Annotated in this window: 11 protein-coding genes; 6 read left to right on the top strand and 5 right to left on the bottom strand. The window is 49.2% G+C overall.

Annotated features, from left to right (window positions below):
* The first annotated feature begins 51 nt into the window (after positions 1-51).
* The 3 genes from BN6539_RS03230 (at position 52) to BN6539_RS03220 (ending at position 4,517) form a co-directional block, all read left to right on the top strand.
* Entirely contained in the window at positions 52-1,611 is a 1,560-nt protein-coding gene (locus tag BN6539_RS03230) for an FGGY-family carbohydrate kinase (protein ID WP_067533828.1), read from the top strand.
* Entirely contained in the window at positions 1,595-3,346 is a 1,752-nt protein-coding gene (locus BN6539_RS03225; protein WP_067533825.1) for an FAD-binding oxidoreductase, read from the top strand. The genes BN6539_RS03230 and BN6539_RS03225 overlap by 17 nt, the downstream gene beginning before the upstream one ends.
* Before the next feature lie 574 nt (positions 3,347-3,920).
* Positions 3,921-4,517, top strand: coding sequence for a hypothetical protein (locus BN6539_RS03220; RefSeq protein WP_067533822.1), 597 nt, complete (start codon positions 3,921-3,923; stop codon positions 4,515-4,517).
* A 128-nt stretch (positions 4,518-4,645) separates the two neighbouring features.
* On the opposite strand, the gene BN6539_RS03215 is transcribed toward BN6539_RS03220, so the two are convergent.
* The 4 genes from BN6539_RS03215 to BN6539_RS03200 form a co-directional block, all read right to left on the bottom strand.
* Complete coding sequence (locus BN6539_RS03215; protein WP_067533819.1) at positions 4,646-4,849, bottom strand: response regulator; 204 nt, start codon at positions 4,847-4,849, stop codon at positions 4,646-4,648.
* Positions 4,850-4,969: 120 nt separating this feature from the next.
* Positions 4,970-9,967 (bottom strand): diguanylate cyclase domain-containing protein, encoded by a 4,998-nt coding sequence (locus tag BN6539_RS03210; RefSeq protein ID WP_067533816.1) that lies wholly within the window; start codon positions 9,965-9,967, stop codon positions 4,970-4,972.
* Between the two features lie 7 nt (positions 9,968-9,974).
* Entirely contained in the window at positions 9,975-12,551 is a 2,577-nt protein-coding gene (locus BN6539_RS03205) for an EAL domain-containing protein (RefSeq protein ID WP_067533813.1), read from the bottom strand.
* A gap of 886 nt (positions 12,552-13,437) precedes the next feature.
* On the bottom strand, positions 13,438-13,935 hold the full coding sequence (locus tag BN6539_RS03200) for a hypothetical protein (protein ID WP_067533810.1): 498 nt from the start codon (positions 13,933-13,935) through the stop codon (positions 13,438-13,440).
* A 289-nt stretch (positions 13,936-14,224) separates the two neighbouring features.
* Here BN6539_RS03200 and BN6539_RS03195 point away from each other — a divergent pair, with 289 nt between their 5' ends.
* From BN6539_RS03195 to BN6539_RS03185, 3 genes are read left to right on the top strand one after another with little or no spacing between them, the layout of a single operon-like run.
* Positions 14,225-14,812: a TetR/AcrR family transcriptional regulator gene (locus tag BN6539_RS03195; protein WP_067533807.1), complete on the top strand. Its 588-nt coding sequence runs from the start codon at positions 14,225-14,227 to the stop codon at positions 14,810-14,812.
* Complete coding sequence (locus BN6539_RS03190) at positions 14,787-15,308, top strand: flavodoxin domain-containing protein (RefSeq protein WP_067533805.1); 522 nt, start codon at positions 14,787-14,789, stop codon at positions 15,306-15,308. Before BN6539_RS03195 ends, BN6539_RS03190 begins: the two co-directional genes overlap by 26 nt.
* 5 nt (positions 15,309-15,313) lie before the next feature.
* The gene (locus BN6539_RS03185) at positions 15,314-15,712 is read left to right on the top strand and encodes an FMN-binding protein (protein ID WP_082907330.1); all 399 of its coding nucleotides are present in this window, start codon (positions 15,314-15,316) and stop codon (positions 15,710-15,712) included.
* Between the two features lie 174 nt (positions 15,713-15,886).
* Here the strand turns inward: BN6539_RS03185 and BN6539_RS03180 are convergent, their stop codons facing one another.
* Positions 15,887-17,158, bottom strand: coding sequence for a S41 family peptidase (locus tag BN6539_RS03180; RefSeq protein WP_187375448.1), 1,272 nt, complete (start codon positions 17,156-17,158; stop codon positions 15,887-15,889).
* Between the last annotated feature and the right edge of the window lie 129 nt (positions 17,159-17,287).

The raw sequence follows: 17,287 nt of genomic DNA, 5'->3' as shown, positions 1-17,287 counted from the left end.
GTCCAACATTTGCTTTGTAAATTGGGAGCAGAACCATTAAGGAGGTGCGAAATGGAACCTTTGGTACTAACATTTGACATCGGGACCCAGAGCCTGCGGGCTGTACTCGTAGACGCGTCGGGAAACTTGCTTTCAAAAAGACAGATTCACTTTGAGAAGCCGTATTTTTCCCAAAGCCCTGGCTGGGCAGAGCAAAGGGGAGAATTTTACTGGGACGGAATCTGTAAGGCTTCTTTAGAGCTGAAGGCGACGTCAGGTGATCTCTGGAACCGCATAAAGGCCGTCAGTATTACGACGATTCGCGATACGGATATCTGCGTAGGCAAAGACGGCATTCCCTTACGTCCCGCTATTCTGTGGCTGGACAAACGGGAAGTAGAAATGACAGAATCCTTTCCAGCAAAAAATCAGATGCTTTTTAAAGCTGCCGGCATGACTGGCACCGCTAATTTTATCCGCAAAATCTGCCACTGTAACTGGATTATGAAAAACGAGCCGGGAATTTGGCAGAGAACGTATAAGTATCTGATGCTGTCCGGCTACATGAACTACTGCTTCACCGGCAAAATGGTGGATTCCACCGCAAATATTATCGGCCACGTACCTTATGACAATAAAAATGCGCGCTGGCAGACCAGTAAGGACCTGACCAATTGTGTGTTCCCCATCCCTCCAGAGAAGCTCTGTGCGCTAAAGCACCCCGGTGAGGTGCTGGGAGAAATCACAGCTAAGGCGTCCCTTGAGACAGGCATCCTGGCAGGTCTGCCTTTGATCGCCACCGGCTCCGATAAAGGCTGTGAGACCATCGGCCTGTCCTGCACCACACCGGAAAAAGCAGCCGTCAGCTTCGGCACCACAGCTACGGTGCAGTATACCATAGACCGCTATGTGGAACCCCAGCGTTTCTTCCCGCCATATGTTTCTGCTTATAAAGGACGATATAATCCGGAAATCGAAATATACAGAGGATATTGGCTGATTTCCTGGTTTAAAAAGGAATTCGCTGAGAAGGAGGAACGAGAGGCCCAGAGCAAAGGGGTCAGTGCAGAAGAGCTGCTGAACCAACGGCTGGCGGAGATACCGCCTGGCTGCGAAGGTCTGGTCTTTCAGCCATATTTTACGCCGGGGGTATCCATGCCAAACGCCCGCGGTTCTATTATCGGCTTTTCTGACGTTCACACCAGGATACATATTTACAGAGCCATTATTGAAGGCATTAACTTTGCTTTGATGGAAGGAATGAAAACCCTGGAAAGGCGCATGGGTACAAAAACGAACGAAGTTTATGTGGCAGGAGGCGGTTCCCGCAGCGATGAAATCTGCCAAATTTCCGCTGACATGTTCGGCGTTCCCGTCTGCCGCATTCAGACCTACGAAGCAGCCGTCATCGGCAGCTCCATGATTGCCTTTACGGCCATCGGCCGTTTTGACGACCTGGACCAGGCAACGGCATCCATGGTCCACATCAAAGATAAGTTTCAACCGAACATGGAAGTGCACAAAATCTATGACAGAATTTACAACGAAATCTTTGTAAAAATATTTGATAAATTAAAACCGTTATATAACATTAGCAGGGAGATGGAGGAGAACAATGTCACATCCGTATAAAGAATTTGAACCGAAATGGTTCGACGACGACTATTCAGACAAAAGCTATCGCTCAATTTTTAAATGGGGAGAAAAGAGACAGATCAAAGCCCCTCGGGAATCCCTTTACAAGATGATCAAAGACGTCTTCGAATTGACAGACGACGATTTCAAAGGCTACACCGAAGACCTGGGGTTAGACGAGGTGGATTTTGACATTCCTGTAAAGCTGGAAGAAAAACATATCACCAAGTTCAGGGAAATCTGCGGCGACGAATTTGTCAGAACTGACAATTACGCCCGGCTGTCCGTGGCCTACGGCAAGACCATGTACGATATCATGCGTCTGCGCAACAAAATCGTGGAAAATGTGCCAGATGTAGTAGCTTATCCCGACACCAAAGAGCAGGTGGAGCAGATTGTCGCCTACTGTCAGCAGGAAAAAATTCCTGTCTATGTCTACGGCGGCGGTTCTTCCGTCACCCGGGGCGTGGAATGTATGAAAGGCGGTATCTCTCTCGATATGCGCCTTCGTTTTGATAAGGTCATCGAGTTCAACGAAAAAGATCAGACAATCACGGTGCAGGCAGGCATGAGCGGCCCGCAGCTAGAAAAAGTGCTGAACAATGCAATGGAACTCTTTGGAGCAAAAAGAGCCTACACCTGCGGCCATTTCCCTCAGAGCTTCGAATATTCCTCTGTGGGCGGCTGGGTGGTCACTCGCGGCGCCGGTCAAAACTCTACTTACTACGGCTGCATTTCGGACATCGTCATAGCCCAGGAATATGCAACGCCGATCGGCCCCATCAAAACAGACACTTACCCGCGCAAAGCCTGCGGACCGGATCTGGACCAGATCATGATGGGCAGTGAAGGAACCTTTGGCGTATTGACACACGTCACCTTAAAGATTTTCCGCCACACGCCGGAAACGGTCAAACGATTCTCCTATATGTTCAAGGACTGGGAGACGGCGCAGGCAGCGGCAAAGGAAATTATGCAGTCCGAAGCCGGTTACCCATCGGTGTTCCGTCTCTCCGATCCGGAGGAAACTAACATCATGCTGCACATGTACAACGTCATCGACTCACCGGTTCGTCATCTGTTCAAACTAAAAGGCTTTGAGGAGGGCAAGATGTGCCTGTTCCTTAGCTTTACCAACGGCGAAAAAGGATTTTCAAAGAACCTGGCAAAACATACAAAGCGGGTGTGCCGCAAGTACGGCGGCCTGACGTTGACCGGTTATGTGACAAAGAGTTGGGAGAAGGGCAGATTCAACGACCCTTACATGCGCGATACCATGCAGGATTTCGGCCTGGTCATGGACACCATGGAATGCTCCGTCAACTGGAGCAACATGAGCAAAGTCCATGCAGAAGTGAGGAAGTTTGTCAAATCCAGACCGCACACCATCTGTATGACCCACATGTCACACGTCTATCCTCAGGGAGCCAACCTGTACTGGATTTTCATCACGCGGATGCACGATCCGGCGGAGTTCAAGGCTTATCACGCAGGTATTCTCGATGCGATCCAGAAGAGCGGCGCATCCATGAGCCACCACCACGGCATCGGCAAGATGTTCGCGCCTTGGCTGGAGGGGTCTATCGGTCATAACGAATACGAAGTCTTCCGCACCCTCAAAGAGCACTTTGATCCGGACGGCATCATGAACCCGGGTGGAACTCTGGGATTCGACCTGACAGAGGAAGAGAAGATCAGCAAAGAGCAAAACTATATGAGTAAATTAAAATAAAATAATGCGGGATACTGTTCGGTTGAATGGCATTCCGTTTTTATATATACGGTAAAAAGAGGGTTGTGTAAAGCAATTGCCTGGCGCAACGTATACGGGACGGGGGTATAGAGCGAGCATTCTTTACAATAAAGTTAGGTTTTTTGGTCCTGTCCAAAAGGTTTCGCGTAACACTACGGCGGTAGCAGACGCCATAGCTCTCCATAGACTTCGAGATAGGACATGATTCTATGAAGAATTTACGAATATGCTGTGCTCCGTTACTTTTACGGATTGTGGAAGCCCTATGCGGCGGAAAAATTGATAGAAAAAGTAGCCGGAATCTGCTATACCCCCTGTCAAAACCGTCTGACTGTGAGTCAGTTACGCGAGAATGTGCAGATATTCTCAAAAAGCATAACGTTATTGTAACAGAATGTCATCGTGGGACAGTTTTCTTTATGTTTCCCCAAGACATTAGCATTTTGGGAGCAGACTATATATATGTCAAAAATGTTTTTATTGAATTAGGTAATGTGAAATGATATAATTTGTTTACGATATACTTCTACATATAATCAAAGGGAGGGTTCCAATGAAGAGTAGAAAGAAAACCGTTATCAGCGCGATAATTGTTGTTCTCTGTTTTATCGTTGCCTTGGTATTTTTGCTAATCCGTATCAGAGGGGATAATGAAAAAGCGCTGGATGAGAAGCTGCGCAGGCCTGCAGTCCTTTTTCACGGTGTTTTCAATACTGCAAAGGATCTGAAGGCGGACGGCACATCAGGACATGACATCTGCGTTTTTTTCAGTAATGAAAACCTGGATTACGATGAAAAGAATCTGACCTTTGCAAACGAAAAGAAAGGGACATTCGAAGGGTTCAACTATTATTATATCAACCGTCCGTATAGCAGCCAGTATGATGAGGAGTCCGGAACTAAGACTACCATGTATCTGTGCAGGTATGACGGCAAAGGCAGCCTGATCCTCCTGGACGGCAGCAATGGGGAAGCCGGCAGAATCACCGTGACAGCAGGGAAGGCAGATTTTTTCGGGAAAAGGCCCCTCAGCTATACCTGGATTCGGGATGGCAAAAAGACGCCAGTCTATAAAAAGGGAGCTGCGCCGTATAGCCAAGGCACTAGTTATCTGCAGAGCAGGTACTATTCAGGCAAGTTCCCACAGTGAGACGTAGATTCGTAAGAAACAGCCGCCTAAGACAATACGTCAAGGGCGGCTGTTTCTGTTTTGCCTTATTCTAATTCTACTGCTCTTGATAGGAACTCGTCGCAGTCTTCTATGGCTGCCCACATTCTTTATTCCTCCTGCCTCAAAATAAAGTCATAGAGGACCTGATACAGCCTCTCAGGTTCAATCGGTTTGGCCAAATGCGCATTCATGCCGGCAGCCTTGCTCTTTTCCATGTCATCGTCAAACGCGTTGGCGGTCATGGCGATGAAAGGGATGGTTTTGGCATCAGAATTGCTCATATGGCGGATGTTATCGGCCGCCGTATCCACTGTGAAGGGCTCGGGGATTTCCTGGATATCCCGGGCATTGTTTTTTCCATCGATCTCATCCTTTCCATGACCAGCAATGGTTTCGTTCGCGCCGGCCGCGGCTGGGTATGGTATTTTCTTTTAAAACTTCTCCTGCGAGTCAGAAAGAGGCTCTGTAAACGAGTAAAAGTTTTTGTCACTTTTTTTGATCTTGTACATGGCCTGGTCGGCGCAGGAGAGAAGCTCCTTCTCGTCCTTACCATCTCTGGGATAGACGCTGACCCCGATACTTGCTGTCATTTCAACAATCAGGTCCTCTGAGAGCCGGAAAGGCTGCCTGATCTCAGAGAGAATCCGTTCACAGACATGCCGGATCTCTTCGTCCGCCATAATCCGGCTCAGCAGCAGGACGAACTCGTCGCCGCCCAGACGGGACACGATATCGCTGCCGCGCACAGCACGGATCAGCCGCCTGGCTGTCTCCTCCAATACCAGGTCACCCTTTTCATGGCCATAGGTGTCATTGACCTCTTTGAATCCATCCAAATCCATGTAGAGGACAGCCAGCAGCTGCCCGCTGGCTTCTGCCTCCAGGAGCAGCCGGGACAGGAGTTTGTGAAACAGCCTGCGGTTGGGAAGTCCGGTGAGTGCGTCGTAGTTTGCCATATGGGCCAACTTTTCCTCCGCCCGCTTACGCACCTTGATCTCCTCCAGCAGGGCCTTCGTTCGTTCGTCTACCAAAAAGCGCAGATGCTCATATAAATAGGCGTTTTCAAGAGAAATGGCCAGCTGTGCCGCAATGGGCATGAGGTTTTCTTTTCTCCGCTGGTCAAAGACACCCGCGGCCAGGTTGTTTTCCAAGTAGAGGATGCCCTTTAGCTCCCCCTTACTGAGAATCGGCATGCACAGGACCGACTTGCAGTGATTCTCTTTGATATGGATGTCCTTGCCAAAAACTCTGGAGTTCTCTCCGTCTTCCAGGATTACGGCTTCCAGTGTTCTCTCCACATACGACACGATGCTCAGCGGAACATCCCGGCCCTCCGCCGGCCGCTTTGATACGATGCATACGTCCTTGGCCCCGGAATGGCCCTCCGCCTGGAGCTCATACCCGGAATCCGCCTGGCTCAGATAGTAGATATGCTGTGCTCCCGCGCATTCCAGAAGACTGTGAATCAGCTTTTCCAGGATGCCTTCCAGTTCAAGTTCCTCCGAAATGGCCTGGGACGCTTTCAGCACAGAGCGCATATCCAGCGATGCGGTGGTACGGATGGAAGCTTCCGACAGGGTACTCTGCCGGTTATCGTTCTTCCATAGGCCCGCCAGTTCAGGGTAGTCCTGCCGCATGCGAGCGCACTTTCCCTCCGCCCCCCAATGGCTGTACAGCCGGTAGGTATCCGTCAGGTAATGCCTGGCTGCCGACTTGATCCCCAGCCTCTCATAGCGCAGCGCGGCCACATCGCAGAGGATGGCATGATGAAGGCTGCGGTCATGCTTTTTCGCGGCCCCCAGCGCCTCTTCGTAAAGCTGCAGGGCCTCTTCGGTACAGCCTTCCGCCGTTTTCCGCTCCGCCTCGATTACAAGATAGAGATGTCCATAATTGCAGAACGCGTCGTTGCTGCGTTCCTTCAGCCAATCCTGGTTTTCCTCCAGGACACGCAGAAGCTCCGGCCTTGCCTCCGGCTCACAGTCCCCTGTCTCCAGTACCTGGCAAATGGACAGGGAATACAGAAAATTGTGGAGCGCCACGTTGTAAAAGCTGGAGACATACGGGAGCAGGGGCACAGCGTCCCTGCACAGCCGGTAGGCCGTGGAATAATCCCGGTAGATCACAGCCGACAGGGCCCGAATGACATGGTAATAGCTGATTGCCTGCAGGTTGTGGGAAAACTGCTCCAGATGGACCTGTTCAGAAAATCCGTCCCCATCAAAACTTCCGGTGAGGGAGAGCTCCCCGCGGATACTCCTGCACAGCTGCTGAAAGCTCAAAAAGCTGCCCAAAGCATGGTCGCTACCGGTCTTCTCCGCAAACTTTACTCCAGCCTGCGCCTCGTTCCACAGTTCTTCCACATGGGCCGCACTTTCCATGACCGCCATCATGAGACCATAATAGCCATAGCAGGCGTACTCAAAGTCTCCCATCTGGGCGTTTCCCTTGATGGACTCCTTTGCATAGGGAATCTCATTGACCACATCTTCGAACCAATGGCCGGAATGGAGAGCAAACATACAGTAGATGGAGTGGATGACTTCCTTGTACTGGTGCTTTTCGGCCAGGCGCATAGCTGACCTGCCAGCCGCGTAGGACGTCCGGTAATCCCTGCGCAGTTCTCCCAGAGGCATCATCAGATTGGAATACATCTGCAGGGCATGCGGCGTATAACCATGCTGGAACATGCGCCGCACAGCCGTAAATACCGTCCAGTAGGAATAATCTGGACGAAAGAAAAAGGTCGGGCCGCACAGGCGGCAGAGCAATTTACTGATCCCGGCCTCCACCGGGTCCTCAGCTTCTTTGAGATTCAGAATATCTTCCGATCCAAGGGCCTCCCGCTCCTGATAAAAGGATGCGATCTCCTGTTCCAGGGTCAGCTGCATATTTTCGCCGGGGAAGGTGACTCCAAGCTGTCCAAGCAGGGTGCGCCCGATCTCAAAGGCGTCCTCATACCGGCCCCGGTTGGAGAAGCTGGATATCTGCAGGCGGCAGTTATCTACCAGCTCAGTGGGCTCCGTCACCAGATTGCAGAGCATCCCGTAGATCCGGTCGCATTCCTCCTCCTTAACCAGATTGCACAGAGCCGTATGATATTCCATGTAGACTTTGGTGAGGAAGGGACGGTTTTCCGGTCGCTTCAGCTCCGGCTGGGAGAGCAGGAGGTTCAGGTACCGCTCCGCCGTGTCGAAGGCGGATACCAGCCCGCACCGGTGGGCCGTACCCAGCAGGAATTCCTGAATCCGGCGCCTTTCTTCCTGATCCTCCGCCTCCCCAAGCCCCATTGCATAGTGGTCCGCGATTTCAAACGCCCGTTCGTCCAGAACGCCTGCGGCGCGCGAATATTCCTCATACCGCTTTCCAAGTAGGTAATGGACACTTGCCCGCGTCTTCTCTGACAAGGTAGTATAGAACACCTGCTGGAACCGGTCGTGTGCAAACTGATACATGGTCTGCAGGCCGATTTTCCCATCCTTCTCTATGGGATATACCGCCTCCTGTACCACCGCCGTAATCAGTCTGCGGTTGATTTCACGTTCTGGCAGGCCGCAGACAGCGGACAGATCCTCCACAGAAAAGCTTTGACCGATACAGGCGCCAAAAGACAGCAGAGATATGGTCTCCTCCGAAAACTGGTTTAGATTTTCCGTCAGGAAGTCCACTACATTCTCCTGGGCAGGGCAGGCCCGGATCTCCGCCTCCTTCCAGCTCCAGCTTCCGGTGTCCATATCCAGATTCAGGTAGCCTTTTGAATGGCACAGCCGCAGAAACTGCTTGATGTAAAACGGATTTCCCTTTGTCTTCCTATAAAGGATATCCGCCAGCACAGAAGTCGTATCCGCTTCCGTTTTGAATATGTCTCCCAGCATCTGAGCGGTGCTCTCCGGGTCCAGCCCTTTCAGGTTGAGCTGTGTGACCCGGCCGCCCCGCTGTATGATTTTATTCAGGCTGAGGGTGAGGGGATGTTCGCTGCTTACTTCATTGTCGCGATAGCATACGATAATCATTAAATCGTGGATATCCTCATTTTTGAACAGTTCTTCCAGCATTTCCAGGGAGCCCATATCCGCCCGGTGCACATCGTCCAAAAACAGAACTAGAGGATGCTCCGGCGCAGCCAGCAGGGACAAGAGCTGTTCCAATACGGATTTGAACCTGGTTCGCTCCTCCAGAGGCCCCATGTCCTCAGGGGTTGGCTGAGTGCCGGTCAGCAGGGCCAGCTCCGCCACCTTACCGGTCAGCAAAGCCGCGTCGTCGCCCAAGTGCTCTGACAGTGTCTGCTTCCACTTACCGATACTTTCCTCCGGCTCCATAAAGATCATGCTGCAAAATTGCTTGATGGCCTCGAAAAAGGCAAAGTAAGGTACGTTGGCGTGATACTGGTCAAACTTCCCTTGTAGAAACATACCGCTGGTCCGATGAGCTTCCTCCTGAAGCTGATTGACCAGCGAGGTCTTGCCAATGCCGGAATAACCGCTGACGGAGACAAGAATCTTGGAACCGGACGCCACTTCCTTGAAGTCATTCTCCAACTGGGTGATTTCATCTTCCCGCCCATACAGCTGGTGGGTGAATTCAAAGCGCCGGCTGAAATCCTTTTCGCCAAGGACAAATTCCTTTTCCCTTTGGCAACGCGTCAGATCATAAAGAAGGCCTTCACTGCTTAAATAGCGGTCTTTTGCCATCTTGGCCAGGAGCTTGTCTACGACGGCTGCAAGCATAGGCGGCACATTGGGCAAAATCACGCGAAGATCCGGCGGCGTCTTCGCAATATGAGAAAAAACCAGCTCTGTGGGGGTCTCCGCATCAAATGGATGACGCCCCGTCAGCATTTGATACAAGGTTATGCCCAGAGAATAAAAATCTGCGCGATAATCCAACTCCGTATTCATCCGTCCGGTCTGCTCCGGGGCGATGTAGCGGAGGGTCCCCTCAATATTTTCAAGTCTGGTTCCCGACATCTGTTCATGCATAAACATGGAAGAGATACCGAAGTCCAGCAGCGCCACCCGGCCGGACTCTGCGTCGTACATGATATTGGATGGGTTCACATCTTTGTGGATGACGCCAGCCTTGTGGATGTCCCGCAGGCCCATTACCAGCTGTTCCGCGATCCGGTAGAAATCCGGCATATCCAGGGCGCCCTGTTTCAGCAGCCTGCTCAGCGTAATCCCCGGACAGAATTCCTCCACCAGATAGTAGCGCCCGTCCAGCGTGACCTCGCCAAAAGCCTTTACCACATGAGGGCTGTCTATCCTCTGCATGATCTGATATTCTCGTCGCAGCCGGGCTGTTTGCTCCTGCGTCATGGGCTCCTGGCCTCCGGTCTTAAGTACTACCCGGTTGCCGGTACTGCCCTCCTTTCCGCGCAGCAGCTTGCTGGACGGAGAGACGTATATTACTTCTAAATTTGTATATTTACTCATCACATGCTCACCCTTTCCGTATAAGGCACTCGTCCTTACCGCCGGCCTTTGCAGCATACATGACCTCGCGAGCCCGGCGTATGATTTCATCCAATGGTTCCTCTGCATTCCAGAACGCTGTGCCGGCAAAGCAGGCCACCAAATCTGGTTCCGCGTAACGGCTCTCATGATAAGCCCGGAGAATAGCCGTTTTTTTCTTATTGACATCTTCCATGGAGCTCATGTGGCACATCACAACCAGAAATTCATCTCCGCCCAGCCGGACCAGCACATCGTCCATCCGGGTGTGGGCACGTAGAAGGGAGGCGAAGTGGAAGATCAAATGATCTCCCTCCACATAGCCATACTTCTCGTTGAACTTTTTCAAGTCGTCTAGTTCAAACAGATAAACAGCGGAAAAAGACGCATGCCGCAGTGATTCGGCTATGGTATACAGCCCCTGGCGGTTAAGCAGGCCGGTCATGGAGTCTCTGCAGGCCTCATCCTGCTGAGACCGTATCCGTTCTTGAAGAGTGTGGAAACTCATCACCCGCAGGACCCGCCTGCGCAGCGACTCCTGACTGTGGGGCTTAACCGCATAGTCGTCGGCGCCCAGCTCCATGGCGCTGCGCTCCAGTTCCATGTCCAGAGGTCCCGTGGCGACACATGGTGTCACCCAGGCTCCCCGCTCCTTTTGAATCGCAGTCAGGATATCAGCACCACCTTGGAGTGTCAAACTGAGAATCACGGCCGACATCTGATACGGATGGCTTCCTAGGATTTTAACTGCCTCTTCATAACTGGCCGCCTCCAGTACCTTAAAACAGTCTGAGAAGCTCCGATGCACCTGAGCACGATATTCCTCGTCCTCATCGACCACCAGCAGAGCCCTGTCCATGCGGTCCGCAGAGTCATCAGATCGGCTGTTTTCCATATCTGCGGGAGGGTCCTGCACTGTCAATACCGAAACAAAACTTTCCACAGGCATAGGCTTTGCAAAATAATAGCCCTGAGCGTAGTCACACCCGTCGTTTTGAAGCCGCTCCAACTGTTCCCGGGTCTCTACACCCTCCGCCACCACTCTCAATTTCATCCAACGGGCCAGGTCCACGATAAAGCGCAGGATGCCCTGGCCGGTGGGTCTCGTAATCTCTGTTTGAATAAACTTCATATCCAGCTTCAACACATCGATGGGCATTTCCGCAAGCATATTCAGCGAAGAGTAACCGCTTCCAAAATCATCCATTTCAATGACGAAACCCAGCCTGCGCAGAGTGCCCAGGGTCTCGATGAGCTGCCTTGAGGTATCCGTGTATGCGCTCTCCGTGATTTCCAGGTGCAGGCGGTCGGGGGAAAGACCGTACCGCCGAACGAGACTCGTCAGGACGTCCGCCAAATCCGTGTTGTAGATATCCAAGCGGGAGACGTTGACAGATATGTTGATGCTGGGATAGCCCTTTCGGTCCCATTCCTGGAGCAGAGCGCAGACCCGCTCCCAGACATATTGGTCCAGCTTCGTGATAAAGCCGTTGCGCTCAAAGAGGGGGATAAACTCCCCAGGTGGCTGCAGACCCCATTCCGGGTGGTTCCAGCGCACCAGCGCCTCGGCCCCCGCCAACCGGCCATCCCGGATCTGGTACTTTGGCTGCAGGTAGACCTCAAACTGCCCCTTGGCCAGGGCCGTTTCCATACCGTCCGTGATGGCCTGCCGGCGCAGCAGGGTGCCCCGCAGCTTATCGTCGTAGAGGGCAAAGTGCTTGCCATACTTTCCCTTGATGCTATGCGCCGCCAGCAGCGCCCGGTCACACATCTGCTCAACGGAAACCTCCCGGTCCTCCACCGTGTAGATGCCGTATTTCATGATCACATTCAGATCGCCGAAGCCGCTGTTGATCTTGCTGTCGGACTGGGTGAACATCTCATCCGCATAGTCCTCGCGATGCTCCAGGAGACAGGCGAACTGGTCCGCGTTCAAGCGGCCACAGATCCCGCGATCCCCCAGCCGCTGAGTACAGAGCGCCGCCACCTGCCGCAGCAGACGATCCCCTGCAGCCATGCCAAAGGTGTCGTTGATCAGTTTAAAGTCCTCAATGTCTGAACAAAGGACATCATATTTCACATCCGGATTTCGAAATAAGATTTCTCGGACCTGCTGGCAGAAATATTCCTTACTGTACACCCCGGTGACCCGGTCATACTGGATCTGATGGATGAGGGTGGAAGTCTCCCGCAGGCGGATGATGCCGGCTGCCCGGTGTAAAATGACCTGGGCGCGGTAGGGCTTGGTAATGAAGTCTGTGGCCCCGTTGGAAAGCGCGGTCACCTCATCTGCCTCACTGTTGTTGGAAGTTGTGACTATGACCGGGATTGAGTTCAGCCTGTTATCTGCTTTCAGATGTTTCAGAAAGGTGTAGCCATCCATAACCGGCATAACAATATCCAACAAGATCAGAGAGATTCCCTCTCTGTATTTCTCCAGCAGCGACAGGGCCTGCTCCCCATTTTCTGCCTCCAAAACCGTATATTGAGAAGACAGGATGACACACAGCGTCGCCCGATTGATCTCATTGTCTTCAACCACTAAAATTTTTCTCTTGAATAACATTGCTCACACTCAATCCTTCACATTTATACATGCATCTAATTTTAATTGCAAATGACACATATTTGTCATTTATAATGACAAATTCCAAACTGTAATATTCTTGGCTTATAGAATACTTCATCTTCAAACAAAATTCAAGGGCATATCCACAATTGACAATGACATTTTAGCGTCATTTTAAATGACAAAAAGTATATATTCTGTTGCAAACTTACTCACTTTAAGGGGGAGCCTGCTCCAGAGAATGGCAGAATAAGAAAGTTAACAATGTAGGTCTGCACAGGGCGAGACAGGACTGAAACTCAGATTCCATCGCTCGGAGCAGCCCGGGGTCTGTGGTCAGCATCGTGGCGTAGTTGGTGGGCTGGCTCGCCATAAAATGGGAAGCAACTGCGAGTTATCCGGCTCCATGATGATGGTGTGTCAGTAAAGGCGGATTTCTTCGGGAAAAGACCCCTCAGCTATACCTGGATTCGGGATGGCAGAAAGACGCCAGTCCACAAAAAGGGAGCTGCGCCGTATAGCCAAGGCACGAATGATCTACGGAGCCGGTACTATTCGGGGAAGTTCTTGACTGTAGAAGCAGATTCATAAGAAGCCTGCACCTGCAGAATTTTTATCCACATCTCTATCCACAGATGTGTAAAACTTTGAGGGAAAACTGCTTTTTGAGAAAAAAAGTATTCTGCTTATTTTGATTCAGATCAAAACAGCGCTGCAACTTGTCGCGGATCTGTTCCTTTGTCTTCTCGTTTTCAAGATTATCCTCTATCAGTACGGCAATACCCTGTTTTATAAATTATGCTAACACAAACAAAAACAAGGGAATGCCTCGCACTTGAGCATTCCCTTGTTTTTTATTTTAACTTATGAAAGAAAAGGCATATTATGCTTCTGATAGATGCATCATCCTCATATCTGACCCGATATAACCAAAAATAAAGGCGTAAACTAGTACCGCCATGGCTTTGGTAATCTCGTCATATCCCAGATTGAAAACAGGTGTCACTAAGACGACTGCCGCGGTACCCACATTCATACAGATAATGCCAAAGATGCCAAAGACCTTCCGGCTATACCCTCTATGAAATGCAACATAAAGAGCTAGCAGCAGAAGAGAACTAATTATAATTTTTCCTGTATATAAATAACTGCTGAAGTTACCCGTCTCATAAATCGGCAATAGATAAAGCACCATGCTGATTACCTCATAGGCTGCAAATACAACTGCGCCTACAATTGCAGTGTTAAAGCTATCGTCCAATCTCCGCATCTGAATTAACTGACGAGCTATGACGACTGCGCCTGCAAGCGGCACTAAAAACTGCAGATAATCGCCAAAAGAAAAACATAGCAGTACGATGCCAACAAAAATTTTTAACATGATTTAAAAATCTCCTTTCCTTATCCTCTAATACCCTGTACTTGGCTATTTGTTACTGTAGTCTCACTTTAATATTTACTAGAATCATTGTAAATAGCTGTCCAGCAAAAGCATACTTTAGTACTACCTATGGTGCAGGAACTTGAGAGAAAAGTATTATGCATATACGTCTAAATTCTATCCACATATTCATCCACACCTGTGCAAAACTTCCTTGACAATTTTTTAGTTTAGTATATAATCATTTTATATAAACTATTTATATAAAATGATTATATAGGAGTGAGTCATGCCAAAACAGAAGATTACAAAAGAGATGATTATTGAGACTGCCTTTGAGATTGTTCGAAAGGAAGGACTTGAAAACTTATTGGTAAAAAATATCGCCGCAAAGCTGAATTGCTCTGTACAGCCCATTTACAGCTATTGTGCCAACATGGAGGGAGTAAAACAAGAACTGGTTGCCCGAACTGCTAAATTTATCAGGGAATACGTCGCTGCCCGCATCAATAAGAAGGACTATTTTCGCAGTACGGGGCGGTCCTACTTGAAATTTGCAAAAGACGAGCCCAATTTGTTTCAGCTTTATTTCTTACGGCAGCAGCCTGACGTTTACACCCTTGATGATCTTTACCGAAAAGAAAGCAGTCAACAGGTCGGCATTTTCATTGCTGAATCACTGGGCATCAGCATAGAACAGGCTAAAGCCCTTCATCTGCATATGATTATTTACGTTATGGGAATCTCAGCCATGGCAGCGTCAACCAACATAGACGTCGAAGGAGAGGATATTCAGAATCAGCTGGATATGGCTTACAATACATTTCTTGCACAATTGAAAGGGGAAACACATGGAAAAGACATTGGTAATTTATAAAAGTAATACCGGATTTGCAGAAAAATATGCTAAGTGGCTTAGCGAAGAACTGAACTGCGACCTGCTAAACTATGAAAACCGAAATACAATAAACTGGTCTGATTATGAGGCAGTTATTTACGGAGGCGGTATCTATGCCGGTTCCATCAACGGCATCGATTGGTTGAAATCTAAACTGCCAGAATTGAAGAACAAAAAAGTGGTCGTCTATGCTACAGGCGCCATGCCTGCTGATGCACCGGAAACCAAAGAAGCCATGGAAAAAAACTTTACCGAAGCAGAAGCTGCTCAGGTTAAATCTTTTTTTCTTCACAGCGGTCTATGTTACGAAAAGATGGCCTTTAAGCACAAATTGATGATGAAAATGTTCTGCAAAATGCTGAAGACAAAGAATCCCCAAACTTACCAGATTCTCCGCCTTTCCTTTGACCATACGTCAAAAGAGGCGCTGAAGCCTTTGCTGGCATATATCAATGGCAACGAACAACGAGGATAACACAGATGATAAAGAAAAAAGTACTTAAATATATGAGTATCGTTATTGTGGTGCTCCTGTTTTTTTTCGCATTTCTGCTCATAAAACAGAAAAATGAAATCGATCATTTACAATTTACTGCTGTCGATATGACGCAAATAGCGGACGGTACCTACTGCGGCGAAGAACAGACGACCTTGGTAAAGGCCGCAGTTACAGTCACTGTCAAAGACCACCAAATCCAAAATATCACGCTTATTGAACACGACAATGGACTGGGGCAGAAAGCCGAAAAAATCGTTAAAACGATGATAAAGAACAATACTTATGACGTTGATGCGGTGAGCAGTGCTACCATATCCAGTCAGGTGATTAAGAGGGCAGTCAACGACGCTCTGGATCGCCGCCAATTGGTCAAAGAATAGAAGAGCGGGCTGTCCGCATTAACATAAAATCACGGTTGCGTTGGAACGGCCTTGTAAGCAAAGAGGAGATTTTGCCTCTGAACGGCAAAATCTCCCCTAAAAGCTTATCTTTTGCTTGCTTTCAGGCACTACTTATTAACGGATTATGAATCTGTTAATAGGAGCGGCCCCACTTTATTTATCTTTCAGTTCTTTTATGGCACGCTGTAGTTGCCGATCCTCATTATGAGGGGGAAGCAGGGTAGATCGCTTCCACTTTCCACTTTGCTTTATTTCAATATCTGGTGTAACACCTTTATCCTGGATGACATTGCCATTTTTCGTAAAATAGCTGGATACCGTTAACTTGACTGCGGAACCGTCCGCCCGCGGAATCAAGTTCTGAACAATGCCCTTTCCGAAACTCTTGGTTCCGATGATGATCGCCCGCTTATAATCCTTCATGGATTGCGCAAATACTTCTGAAGCGCTAGCAGAATTTTGGTTTATCAGCACTACCATAGGAAGATCCAACTGACCGCTATCCTTTTTTGGATAGGCTTTATCCCTGTAACCGTCATTACTCTTATAACGAATTTGACCGTCTTTTGAATAGTATTCTTCCCCTTTGCCATTCTTGTCTTTTGTATAAACCAATTTTCCGTCCGGCAAAATGCTTGCAAGCATATCGACGGCGCTGTTGAGAACGCCGCCTGGATTATTGCGCAAATCAATAATCAGGCTTTTCGCTCCCTCTTTCTTCAGATTCTCCACCGCAGTTGTAAACTGCTTCGTCGTTGCAACCGCAAAGGAGGAGACGTTGATATAGCCAGTTTTATTCTCTAGCATTTCTGATTTTATGTATTCAGCTTCCACTTGGCGCCTGGTGATCTCCAGCGTCAGCGTGTCTTTCGTCGTAGGTCTGTAGATTTTTATTTTTACCTTTGTGCCTTCTTTACCGATAATATGGTCGTTTACAATACTGTCCAGGTCCATCGTCGTAACATCTACGCCATCCACCCCTTTAATAATATCCTGTTCCTTCATACCAGCCTTTACTGCCGGGCTATTTTTAAACAATTCCACTACGCTGGTCTCCAGCGTCTGGTTATCTTGAACAATTCTGACCCCGATACCACAATAACTGCCTGTGGTCTCCGTCTTTAGAGACTTGTATTCAGATGCAGTGTAATATTCAGAATAGGGATCTCCCAAACCTGCGAAAAGGCCCTTATAGATGTATTGCTCTAGCTTCTGATTATCTTTTTTATTGAGATAGTTCTCATCAATCATCGTCTCTAATTCACGTATGCTTTTGTTTATCGTCATCAAATCCAACCGATTTTTCTCTCTGGTCAGATTTGTAAATCCGTCTGTTGCAAAAAATGCAGCACTGCCGATTCCTGCTGTTACAAGGACGCCGACCAAAATCCCTGCAATCATTCCCATCTTGAAATTCTTTTTCACCGTATAATCTCCCTTTTGCAATTTGATTGAAAGCGGAGCGTAGCTCCCGGCAAGCTTCTTTTGTCTTAGACAAGGAGACTTGCAGCAGATGCCGGAAGCTGAGGACATCCGGCATCTGTTATAGTTTAA

The sequence above is a fragment of the Emergencia timonensis genome, from assembly GCF_900086585.1.
Classification (GTDB): Bacteria; Bacillota; Clostridia; order Peptostreptococcales; family Anaerovoracaceae; genus Senimuribacter; species Senimuribacter timonensis.
The sequence above is the reverse complement of the archived record's forward strand: the minus strand, read 5'-3'. Positions and strand labels throughout refer to the sequence as shown.